The following is a 12184-nucleotide window of genomic DNA, read 5'->3' on the forward strand; positions in this document are numbered from 1 at the left end:
ATCATATTAACTTTAATGTTAGCTTGATATTAATAATAATATTATTAATAAATAAAATATTATGAGCAATATTACACAATTACCAGACGCTTTAGATGATACTTTACAATATTTAGATTACCAAGAACCGCTTAATAGCACAAGTTTAGCGCACCCTTCTTTCTTACAAGCTGCAAATATTAATTATACTAAATTTAATGCGATAGTTACACTAAAGGAATCGAATCTTAAAAACATTAAAAGAGATATTATTCAATTCATAAAGGCTTTAGATGTAGATAAAACCCAAAAGCAAAAAATTAAAAATAATATAAAAAATATTTGGCAACAATTGCTACAAGGCGAAATTGTTCCAGAGGAAGATTTAGAAAAACTAAAGCCTCTCTATAACAATGAGGTAATATTTACAATCCAAAGTGATACTTCTGCAAAATTTTTTCCGTTACTACAAAAATTATACCCAAACTTTAAAGTTATACATAACATTACACAATTACCAGATGATATACTTTCAGATCATATTTTTCAGTATTTAACTTATAATGAACTGTATAGTAATAGCACAAGTTTAGTACACCCCTCTTTTTTACAAGCTGCAGGAATTAATTATACGAGATTTAATCCAGCAGCTATAGCTAAGGTATCGAAACGATTGAATCATAAAACCGTTAAAGTAGATATTATTCGATCAATCAATGCTTTAAATATTGATAAAACTCAAAAGCAACAAATCAAAAATAATATAAGAGAGATTTGGCAGCAATTGCTACAAGGCAACACAGCTCCAGAGGAAGATTTAGAAAAACTAAAGCCTCTTACTAACAATGAGGTAATATTTACAAGCCATAAGGATAAGGATACTTTTGCAAAATTCTCCCCGTTACTAAAAAAATTATATCCAAACTTTAAAGTTATATACATTACTCAATTATTTTCAGATCATATTTTTCAGTATTTAACTTATAAAGAACTGTATAGTAATAGCATAAGTTTAGTACACCCCTCTTTTTTACAAGCTGTAGGAATTAATTATACAAAATTTCATCCAGCAGCTATACTAAAGGTATCGAAACGATTGAATCGTGAAACCGTTAAAGTAGATATTATTCGATCAATCAATGCTTTAAATATTGATAAAATTCAAAAGCAACAAATCAAAAATAATATAAGAGAGATTTGGCAGCAATTACTACAAGATAAAACAGTTCCAAAGGAAGCTTTAGAAAAACTAGAGCCTGTTAGTAACGATGAGGTAATATTTAATATTTATCCTATTGACTTTACTACCTTTTCAAAGCTATCTCCGTTACTACAAAAGTTGTATCCAAAGTTTAGTAGAAATATTGAGGTCATTAGCAACATTATTCAACCACTAATTAGTGAAATAAATATAAATGATAAATTTGCTTCTAGCATATCTACTATTACGGTCACTCAATATTATACGCATAATATCGGTCCTCAATTAATTAATGATTTGCTCTCAAGCTTACATAAATGTAACAACTTACAATCCCTTAATTTAAGTTCTAATGGAATAGGAGACGATGGGATTAAATATTTAAAAAAGGCTCTATCAGATTGTACTAAGTTAGAAACTCTTAATTTAAGTTCTAATGGAATAGGAGATGAAGGGGCCAAAGAGTTAGCAGATACAATATCAAACTGTACTAGCTTAGCAAGTATTAATTTGAGCGCTAACGAGATAAGAAATGAAGGAGCTAAATATTTATCAGAAATTTGTACATTACGTACCAGCTTTTACCACCTTGATTTAACCAATAACCAAATAGAAATGGAAACTATTGAATATTTAGCAAGAAAGCTATCACAATACGAAATATTCTCTATTGTGAAACTTTCCTTTGGCAATATCGGAGTAGAAAATGCTAGGGCTTTAGGTGAATTTATTAGTAAAATGCCATATCATTTTTTCTACATTAAGTTTAATGATAAGTTGCTTCAGAATGCTTACAATGAATGTAGAAATCAAAGCAGCAGAGAAAAAGAGGCAGAGCATACAACAGCTATTTCCTCTACACTACCTATAACTAATAAAACTATAGAACAGAGCGGAGGCTTTGTATCTAAGCTATCTAACCAAGCTAAAACATCTATAGGGTTACAACAATAGATAAATAGATAATAGTAAATTTTTCTTATACTTTAGGTTTAAGGCTGGCTGCCATGCCAGCCTTTCTTATCTCTTGTAACCTATTGGCCTTTGTAATATATTTAACTCCCTAAATTTTTTAGCTATTAGCTAAATAAGGCAATATTATATAACTAAATTATATTTCCTAACATCTTCTTCATCACTTCCACCTTATGGAGATCATCCTTAAATTCACGCATAATCACAAATTTATGATCGGGGCGCAATTTGGTATTAATAGGATCTATTTTTATATAATTCAGTAACTTATCTAAGTTTTTAGGTTGGTTTTTATGAAAAGTAATAACAATTCCCTTAGGACCAGAATCAATTTTTTCTATATTAGCCTGCAAGCAAAGCTGCTTAAGCTCAATTATAGTAAATAAGTGTTTGGTATTTTCTGGAATCGGACCAAATCTATCAATCATTTCTGCATAAAAACTATCTAACTCCTCGCGGGTAGTAATGGCAGCAATACGCCTATATAAACCCAATCTTAAGTTTAGATCGCTTACATACTTCTCAGGAATAAGCACCGGTAATCCTAGATTAATTTGCGGACTATATTTTTCATATATTTTATCTGTAGCTTCTGTAGTATGATCTTGCTTGAACCTTAATTCCTCAATAGCTTCTTTAAGCATTTCTTGATAAAGTTCAACGCCTACCTCTTTAATTTGCCCGGACTGTTCATCACCTAGTAAGTTCCCTACACCCCTTATATCCATATCATGGCTTGCTAAACTAAATCCTGCCCCGATACTATCTAACTTACTAAGTACTTCTAGTCTTTTTTTAGCAGCGCTAGTTAATATATGAATTGGAGGAGTAGTAAAATAACAAAACGCTCTTATCTTACCTCTTCCTACTCTACCCCTCAGCTGGTAAAGTTGAGCAAGTCCTAACATATCAGCACGGTGAATAATAATAGTATTGGCAGCAGGCACATCTAGCCCTGATTCAACAATAGTAGTAGATAATAACAGATCAAACTCACCATCATAGAACCCGTTCATGATCTTATCCAGATCAACAGGGCTCATTTGACCGTGAGCCACCTTATATTTAATTTCTGGCACTTGCTCTTTTAAATTATCTTCTATTTGCTTTAAATCAGAAACTCTAGGAGCCACATAAAAAATCCTACCACCCCTATGCTTCTCATTTAATACAGCTTCACGCATAATGATCGGATCATATGGCATGACAAAAGTTTTAGTAGCAAGCCTATCTACTGGAGGGGTAGCAATAAGACTTAAATCTCGCATCCCTGAAATTGCCATATGCATCGTTCGAGGAATAGGCGTTGCTGAAAGGGTTAACACATGAATATTAGCTTTAAACTTTTTAAGCTTTTCTTTCTGTGCTACACCAAAATGTTGTTCTTCATCAATTATAACTAAATTTAAATTTTTAAATTTAATATTTTCTGCAAGAAGTGCATGCGTACCAATAATAATATCAATGCTACCTTCAGATAATTCTGTTCTAACCTTGGTTGCTTCTTTGGCTGAGACTAACCTTGAAAGCTGTTTTATTCTTACTGGTAATCCTTCAAAGCGTTTTAAGCAATTATTATAATGCTGCCTTGCCAATAAAGTAGTAGGAGCAATAATAGCTATTTGAGATTTTTCACCATTTTGCTCAACCAATCCAAAAAGTGCTGCAAATGCTGCACGCATCGCCACTTCTGTTTTACCAAAACCAACATCACCACAAATTAAACGATCCATTGGCTTACCTGAAGTAAAATCTTGTAGAATATCATCAATTGCAGTTAATTGATCATCGGTTTCAGCATAGGGAAATTTAGTACAAAATTCTTCATAAAGGCTTAATGGCGGCATTAAACTAGGAGCCTCTTTTAAACTTCTTTCGGCTGCCAGCTTAATAATTGCTTCAGCCTGTAGTTTAATACGCTGCTTAAGTTTTGCTGTTCTGGCTTGCCATGCTGCTGTACCCAACTTATCTAAAGCAGCGCTTTCATCACTGCCATATTTCGAAAGCAAATCTATGTTTTCAACCGGAATATATAATTTATCTTCACCTGCATAGATTAATTTTACACAATCATGCGGATGATTATTTACATTAATAGTCTCAAGCCCTATAAATTTACCAATACCATGATTTTTATGAACAATTAGTTCACCCTCACTAAGTGAATTTGCTTCAAGCAAGAAATTTTCAATTTTAGCTTTGCTAGTTGCCTTACGCTTTAACTTTTCACCAAGTAAATCTTGTTCACTAACTATAATTAAATTCTCAGTTTCAAAGCCGTTAGTAATAGGAAAAATAGTAATCCCAAGAGTTTTACCACTTACCTTGCTTAAATCATGAATATTATCAATTTCAACTATAAAGAATTCATGGTTAGTTAAAATGATTCTTAATCTCTCTAGAGAACCTGTAGAATTACAGGCAACTATTATCTTTTTTCTTTTTTTTACACCATCAGCTATTTGATATTCTTTTAGCTGTTCATATGGATTTTTAGATTTATTAAATAGCAGGGCTGCTATTTTTTGATTACTGACATTATTTGCTAAATCAAATTGTGAGAACACATTAACCTGATAAGCCTCTAAAATATCTTCTATCTCTTTGCTAGTTAAATAAAGTTGCTGAGGATTAACAGGATTATATACATTCTCCTTAGAGCTCGTATTTAATCTTAATTGATAAGTATCACTCACTTTTTTACTAAAGGTTTCTATTAATCCTATATCATCTTTATAATAATAAAATATGGGATCTGTTGGTAGATAATCAAAAAAAGTAGACAATTCTTCGTAAAAAAATGGCAACCAGTTCTCAAATCCAGGGAATTTTTGGCTTTCAACTAGATTATGATAAAGATAATCATTCTGTGTAATGGTAAACTGCTTAGTATAATTAGTTTTAAAGCTTTCTAACGCTTCATTATCAAAGAGAATTTCATTAACCGGTAATAATGTAAAGCTATCAAGCTTACTAAGAGTAAGCTGAGTAGAAGGATCAAACTGCTTAATTTCATCAATATTATCACCAAAAAAATCAACCCGTATCCCTACATTACCGGCGGTAACAAAATCAATAATTCCACCTCTGACTGCAAAATCTCCAACTTCATTAGCCGTTTCACTGCGGTTATAGCCTAATGTAATTAACTTTTCTGTAAGATGGTCTCTACCTAGTTTAAAACCTCTAACCAACTTAATTGGCCAAATTTCTAAAATGATTTTAGGAATTAGCTTTTGTTGCAAGGCATTATAAGTAGTTACAATATTTAAGGTTTGAGTATTTTCACTAAAATTTAGCAGTTTATCCAGAATAAAAATACGTTCAGCTAAAATTTCAAAGTGAGGCGAAACCCTATCATACGGTAATGTATCCCATGCATAAAAAGGATATACTTCCTCTCCCGGTCGCAACGATTTTAATTGATCAGTAAGTAATATCTGCTCTTCTTCATCTTTCGCTAAGATGATGTTTGTTTTATTTGAGTTGGTTTTAATTATGTTACTAACCACATACCCAAAACTGTTTTTAGGTATATTTGCAATATAATTCTTAGCCATCGATAGTGCTTAATATCTTAGTTTTAATTAACAAATACTTATCAGGAAAAGGCACTTGATTCATAATCCAAGCCATTATATCTGCATCAAGTTCATTTAAGAAATCAATATAAAGCTGTAATTCCACACCTGATAAGGTTTTTAAATGCTTATCAGCAAAACGTTGAAAAATAATATCCGATTCTTTACAGCCACGATGGCAGCTTCTATAATATAACTTTTTGTAGAGATTTTCATCAATCATCGGTTAAACCATATTTTTGGTATAATTGATGATAATAGCCTTTATTAGCCAAAAGCTCATCATGCTTACCTTTTTCGATTAGCTTACCAGCACTTAAAACAAAAATAATATCAGCATCAATAATGGTAGATAACCGATGGGCAATAATGATGGTTGTTTTATTTTGACGAATCTTTTTTAAATTACTACAAATTTCATTTTCGGTAATAGCGTCTAAAGCGCTAGTTGCTTCATCTAATACTAAAATTGGGCTATTTTTTAAGATTGCTCTAGCAATGGCTACTCTTTGTCTTTGCCCGCCAGAAAGATGCACTCCACTTTGACCCACTTTAGTATTCAACCCTTGTGGTAGCATTTTAGTGAATTCAGTAATTAAGCTTAATTGTGCTGCTTCTTCAACTTCATGCTCAGTTGACTCTAACTTACCATATTTAATATTATTTAAAATACTCTCATCAAATAAACTTACTTCTTGGGTAACTAAAGTTAGAGTATTTCTTAGAGATTTTAGGGTTGCAGCTTTGATATCCTGGCCATCAATTAAAATTTTACCATACTGAGGATCAACAAATCTGAATAATAAGTTTATCAAAGTAGATTTACCGCCACCTGATTCTCCTACAATGGCTACAGTTTTACCACAGGGAATATTAAGGCAAAATTTCTCAAAAAGCTTTTCGCGATCTTGATGATTAAAATCTATCCCTTCAAAAATAATTTCACCTTGATCCACTATTAAATCAGTTGAGATGTCACTATCAACTATAGTTGGTTTAGTATCCATTAAAGCAAAAAAGCGTGCTGCTGCAGCTAACCCTTCTTGCAAAGAGGTATTTAAATCTGTGAGAGTTTTAATAGGCTTATAAGCCATAAGAGTTGCAGCAATAAAAGAGAAAAAACTTCCTGCAGTAGTAACCCCTTCTATTACCTGACTGCCTCCATACCAAATAACAAAAGCTATAGCAAATCCACTTAAAGACTCCATGATAGGAGAAGATAGAGATTCAACTCTAGCTGCCTTAATATATAAATTTAAAATTTTACTAATCATGCTGTGTGCACGATCCACTTCAAATTCTTCGCGGTTGTATGATTTAATTACCTTTAAATTTTTAAAGCTTTCATCTAATCTTGAAGTATAGTTACTTAGTTCCTCTTGTGTATGTCCTGCAATTTTCTTCATACGTTTTCCAAGTCGTATAATCGGATATATGGCTATAGGAAAAACAGTAAATGCAAATAAGGCCAGCAACCAATTCTGATAAAACATCACGCCTATCAGAATTACTACTGAAAATAAATCTCTTGCAACCCCTGTAATAATAGTAGATACAGTAGCCCGCATAACCGAAATGTCATTGGTAAAGCTAGATATAAGCTTTCCACTGGAATAAGTGTTAATTAACTTCATGTCTGCATGAAGCAAGTGATTATATAGCTTGATTTGCATATCAGTTAAGATTTTTTGCCCTAGAGTTTTCATAGCAATAGTTTGAAAATAACTAGCAAAACCTTTAACGATCGCCACTGAAAATACAGCAAAAGTTAAAACATATAACATTTCAGATTGTTGTGAGACAAAAATCTGATCTAGCATAGGCTGAATCAAATATGCATTAGCCCCAGTAGTGGCAGCCACAAGTAACATAGATAAAATTGAAAATACTATTAACAAATAATATTTGCTAACATATTCATTAAGCAACCTTGATATTAAGCTTTTAGTAGAATATTCCATAAATTTTACTACATACCAGCAATTGTCATTTTGGGAATATATAAACTAGGAGAGTTAATATGATATTTCATTTCCAAATCATTGGCAGGTATCATATTTAAAAACATCTCAATTAGGTTAGAAGCAAGAGTAATTTCACTGACCGGATAAGCTACCTCACCATTTTCAATCCAAAAACCAGAAGCTCCTTGACTATAATTACCACTCAGTAAGTTCACACCGCCGCCAAAAATATCAGTTACTAATAAGCCTTGCTTAATAGATTTAATTAAATCACTAAGCTTATCCATACCGTTATTTATATATAAGTTGGTGGCTTTAGGGTAAGGATTACTACCAAGTCCTTTCGTAGCGTGCCCTGTTGGTTTAAGCCCTAATTTACGTGCGGATTTCAAATCAAGTAACCAGCTTTTTAATATTCCATTTTCAACTAAATTTCTTTTAGATGTAGGCAATCCTTCTACATCAAAACTGCGTGAAGCAAGCCCTTTGATAATATGGGGATTATCGGTAATGGTAATATTTTCATTGAAAATTTTATTTTCCATTTTCTCTTTTAAAAAGCTAGTACCTCTAGCAATTGCAGTACCGCTTATACTCGATGCAAATTCACTAAGTAGCTCTCTTGCAACTCTAGTAGAATAAATCACAGGAAGTTGTGAAGTAGAAATTTTACGCGGATTTAACTTTTTTGCAGCCCTCTCACCTGCAATCTTACCAAGCATTATAGGATCTGGCAAATCGGATAAAAATCTAGTAGTAAGATAGTCATAATCTGTTTCCATTCCCTGCACTGAAGAAGCTACCGCTGTAGCACTCATACTAAAGGCTGAGGAATAAAATTGCTCAGCAAAGCCATTAGTTGCAGCTATAGCACATTTGGATTTAGTAGAACTCACTGAACTTCCTTCTGAATTATTCACATGTTCCACTTTAAGCATGGCGTCTTCAACAATTTTTGCTGTTTCAATCATTTTTTCAATGGAAAGCTCAGAACCGTCATATAAATTTAAGTCCTTTGCTTCCTTAATTAGCATATTTTTATCAGCGAGTGCTGCATCTTTATCTTCAGGAGAATTTTTTGCCATATTGACAGCTTGAATTAAAAGATTATCAATATTATCGCTTGAGAAGTCAGAAGAAGAGACAATTGCATGCTTATCCCCTATAAAAACCCTTATAGCAAAAGCCTTACTTTGAGAACGCTCCAAAGAATCTATCTTTCCCAACCTACATGTAACATCTTGGCTAACATCATTAATCGCCATTGAATCACAAGAAGTTGCACCTTGTTTTAAAGCTTTATTATTAATAGTTTCTAAAAAATCCAATAAATCCATAATCTTCCTGAAATTCTCTATATTTCAACAAAGTAGTGATATCATCAATTTCAATGAAAAGCAATTTCTAAAGTAGATTACTAAAAAACACTAAGTGGGATAAATAATCTCAAATACTTAACTTTTTGTTTTATTTTTTTTTAAGGAAGGTTGCTGCTCCAGATCTTTGCCTTGCGGTATATCTATGTCGCCATCAACTGCATCTTGTAGATTTTTTTGTAAGCTTTTAAACTCTTTATTTTGCAAAAGCGTTTCTATAGCTTCAGAAGACCCAGCTGTAATAATTTCAATGTTTTTAGCTTGCTTTGCTTCTTCTTTAACTGCATCACTTAACCATTTAAAAAAATCCACATCAGTTTCAGTAGAGTTCATCAGCTCATTTTTTTCATTAGAATTTGGCTCATAATCTGAGTTATCACTAACAAAAGGAGAAGGATTAGGAACCTTTTCTGCCTTTTTGGCTTTAAATCGTTGTGCATGGGTAGCAGCTTGATTAAATGTAGGATGTATAAAAGCATTATTTTTAGTATATTTATTGATCTTACTTTCAATTGGCGGATCATTAGAGGTAGGATCTTGCAGCGCTGCAAATCTTATTAGGTCAGCCAGGGTAAATTTGGTATGATCAATTTCTTTTTTATGTTGGCCAGGGATTCCATTAATTTCTTGATTAGCCGTCAAAGATTTATTTGCATGTACAATACCAAGCATTGTAAACGCATTTGATAACACTTTATTCCAAGCCGCTATATTTTTATTATTTCCAGACACAATCTTGTATTATTCAATTACTACAAATAGTATAAAATATTAAGATTAATAAATAATTAAAATTCATACTGAATTATGAAAAAAATCTAAAAAATTACTGAGCAAGATATTAGCAGCAATTTTATCATCACGAGCATGACGCTTTTTACGGGAAAAATCAAATTCCATTAAAAAATTATTGGCAATTTTAGAAGTAAATCTTTCATCAAACAAAAAACAGGGCAAGTTTAAATGCAAATTAATCTTCTCTACAACTTTCATGATGAACTTACAACCTTCGGTTTCTTGATTATCTAAACTCACTGGCCAACCTACTATCATACCGGTTGGCTGGTAAGCCTGGATAATTACGTGTAAGCTATCAAGGTCAGTAGCATCTATAACCTCAAGGGGGCTAGCTAAGTTTAAATCTTTATTAGATATACTAATTCCTATTTTCTTCTTACCAATATCTAATCCTATTAAAGGCCCTAGACTGATAAGCTTTTTAAAATTCTCTAAATCTTGGTATATCACTATAATCCTCAAACTTATCTTGACTAAAAATTAACTGCAAAATATTGTGTTTTGAATTTAAAAGCAACCTTATAGAACGTAAAAATGAGCGAAATATCCTTAAATGAAATTCAAAAGATCAGCAAGCTTGCAAGAATCAGGCTTGAAGAGCATGAAAAAGATCATTTAATTGGCCAGCTTGGCTCAATTAAAAAGATGATTGATTTGTTAAAAACCTTGAATACTGATAATATTATCCCTACCGTCAGTGTAATTCACCAAGATTTACCATTACGCGAAGATGAAGTAACAGATGGCAATCGCTCACCAGATATTATAAGTAATTCACCTAAACAAGAATTTGATTGTTTTGCAGTTCCAAAGGTAATTGAATAGTTATGAAATTAATTGATTTATCAATAGCTGAAGCTAACAAAATGTTACGCTCCAAGCAAATATCCACTAAAGAGTTAATTGAAGCTCATATTCAGCAAGTTCAAACAACTGCGCATCTGAATGCATATGTGCTAAATACTTTTGAGCATGCTTTAGACCAAGCAGAAATAGCACAGAATAATATTAATAATTCTCAAGCTAGGGCCTTAGAAGGCATTCCTGTTGCGGTTAAAGATTTATTTTGTACCAAAGATTTTCGTAGCACAGCGTGTTCTAAAATACTGGAAAATTTTATACCACCTTATGAATCCACTGTAACATCTAAGTTATTTGCAAGCGGTGCTATTATGGTTGGCAAAACCAATATGGATGAATTTGCTATGGGCTCTACCAATGAAACTAGCGCTTTTGGAGCATGCATTAACCCTTGGCAATCCTCATCCGAACCTAATAAGCAATTAGTTCCTGGTGGATCTTCTGGTGGTTCCGCTATTGCGGTTGCTGCTCGTACTGCTTTAGCTTCTTTGGGCAGTGACACAGGTGGATCTGTAAGGCAGCCAGCAGCCTTTAACGGTATTGTAGGCGTAAAACCAAGTTATGGCAGATGTTCCAGATTTGGAATGATAGCCTTCTCTAGCTCACTTGACCAAGCTGGTGTATTTGCAAGAAATGTACAAGATTCAGCTTTTATCCTTGAAAATATTATGGGCGCTGATGCATATGATTCTACTCTTATAAGCAGCAACCCACCTAAGCTTTCTAATTTGGAACTTACTTCTCTTAAAGGTTTAAAAGTTGGGATCCCTAAGGAATATCTAACTAGCACTCTTCCTGAAGGAATCAAAAAATACATGGAAATGGGAAAGGAATGGCTAACAGCTCAAGGAGCTGAAATTAAAGAGGTATCTCTGCCCCACACCGAGTATGCTTTACCAATTTACTATATTCTTGCCCCTGCGGAAGCTTCTTCTAATCTTGCCCGCTATGATGGTGTTAGATATGGTTACAGAACCAGCTCCATCGTTAAATCAATTGATGATATGTACTCCATCACTCGTGATGAAGGATTTGGAGATGAGGTAAAGAGAAGAATATTAATAGGCACCTTCGTACTCTCCTCGAGCCATTTTAGCAGCTATTTTACCAAAGCACAGCAAGCTCGCACACTCGTTATCCAGGATTTTAAGAATGTGTTTAATGATGTTGATGTGTTGCTTGCACCATCAACTCCGTCGGCTGCCTTCGGTATTAAAGAAGAATTAGATCCGGTCACTATTTATCATAACGATATCTTTACAATCCCAGCTAGTCTTGCCGGTCTACCATGTATGTCAGTCCCTGTGGGTCTTGATCATAATTCATTGCCTGTAGGTCTTCAGCTGATAGCTAAACAATTTGATGAATTAACTTTATATAAAACAGCATTAGCACTTGAAGATGCAGCCGAATTTAAACATAAACCACAAATTTTAACTGAGTAAGCTG

At 33.0% G+C, this 12184-nt stretch carries 9 protein-coding genes; 3 read left to right on the top strand and 6 right to left on the bottom strand.

The window, feature by feature from the left end; all coding sequences use genetic code 11:
• The first annotated feature begins 61 nt into the window (after positions 1-61).
• On the top strand, positions 62-2134 hold the full coding sequence (locus EF513_RS00330) for a leucine-rich repeat domain-containing protein (protein WP_164503774.1): 2073 nt from the start codon (positions 62-64) through the stop codon (positions 2132-2134).
• Between the two features lie 152 nt (positions 2135-2286).
• Here EF513_RS00330 and mfd read toward each other — a convergent pair whose 3' ends face one another.
• The 6 genes from mfd to ruvX form a co-directional block, all read right to left on the bottom strand.
• Positions 2287-5715 carry a transcription-repair coupling factor gene (mfd, locus tag EF513_RS00335; protein ID WP_125215431.1) on the bottom strand — a complete coding sequence of 1143 codons (3429 nt, stop codon included), beginning with the start codon at positions 5713-5715 and terminating at the stop codon, positions 2287-2289.
• Positions 5708-5959: an FAD assembly factor SdhE gene (locus EF513_RS00340; protein WP_125215432.1), complete on the bottom strand. Its 252-nt coding sequence runs from the start codon at positions 5957-5959 to the stop codon at positions 5708-5710. The genes mfd and EF513_RS00340 overlap by 8 nt, the downstream gene beginning before the upstream one ends.
• Complete coding sequence (locus EF513_RS00345) at positions 5952-7697, bottom strand: ABC transporter ATP-binding protein (protein WP_125215433.1); 1746 nt, start codon at positions 7695-7697, stop codon at positions 5952-5954. The genes EF513_RS00340 and EF513_RS00345 overlap by 8 nt, the downstream gene beginning before the upstream one ends.
• Before the next feature lie 8 nt (positions 7698-7705).
• Positions 7706-9037 (bottom strand): TldD/PmbA family protein, encoded by a 1332-nt coding sequence (locus EF513_RS00350; protein ID WP_125215434.1) that lies wholly within the window; start codon positions 9035-9037, stop codon positions 7706-7708.
• A gap of 117 nt (positions 9038-9154) precedes the next feature.
• Positions 9155-9808 (bottom strand): hypothetical protein, encoded by a 654-nt coding sequence (locus tag EF513_RS00355; RefSeq protein ID WP_125215435.1) that lies wholly within the window; start codon positions 9806-9808, stop codon positions 9155-9157.
• 63 nt (positions 9809-9871) lie between these two features.
• Positions 9872-10324 carry a Holliday junction resolvase RuvX gene (ruvX, locus tag EF513_RS00360; RefSeq protein WP_164503775.1) on the bottom strand — a complete coding sequence of 151 codons (453 nt, stop codon included), beginning with the start codon at positions 10322-10324 and terminating at the stop codon, positions 9872-9874.
• Between the two features lie 84 nt (positions 10325-10408).
• On the opposite strand from ruvX, the gene gatC reads away from it, so the two are divergent.
• Both gatC and gatA read left to right on the top strand, forming a co-directional pair.
• Entirely contained in the window at positions 10409-10699 is a 291-nt protein-coding gene (gatC, locus tag EF513_RS00365) for an Asp-tRNA(Asn)/Glu-tRNA(Gln) amidotransferase subunit GatC (RefSeq protein WP_125215437.1), read from the top strand.
• Positions 10700-10701: 2 nt separating this feature from the next.
• Complete coding sequence (gene gatA, locus EF513_RS00370; protein ID WP_125215438.1) at positions 10702-12180, top strand: Asp-tRNA(Asn)/Glu-tRNA(Gln) amidotransferase subunit GatA; 1479 nt, start codon at positions 10702-10704, stop codon at positions 12178-12180.
• The last annotated feature ends 4 nt before the right edge of the window (positions 12181-12184 follow it).

The sequence above is a fragment of the Rickettsiales endosymbiont of Stachyamoeba lipophora genome (genome assembly GCF_003932735.1).
Classification (GTDB): domain Bacteria; phylum Pseudomonadota; class Alphaproteobacteria; order Rickettsiales; family 33-17; genus RICK01.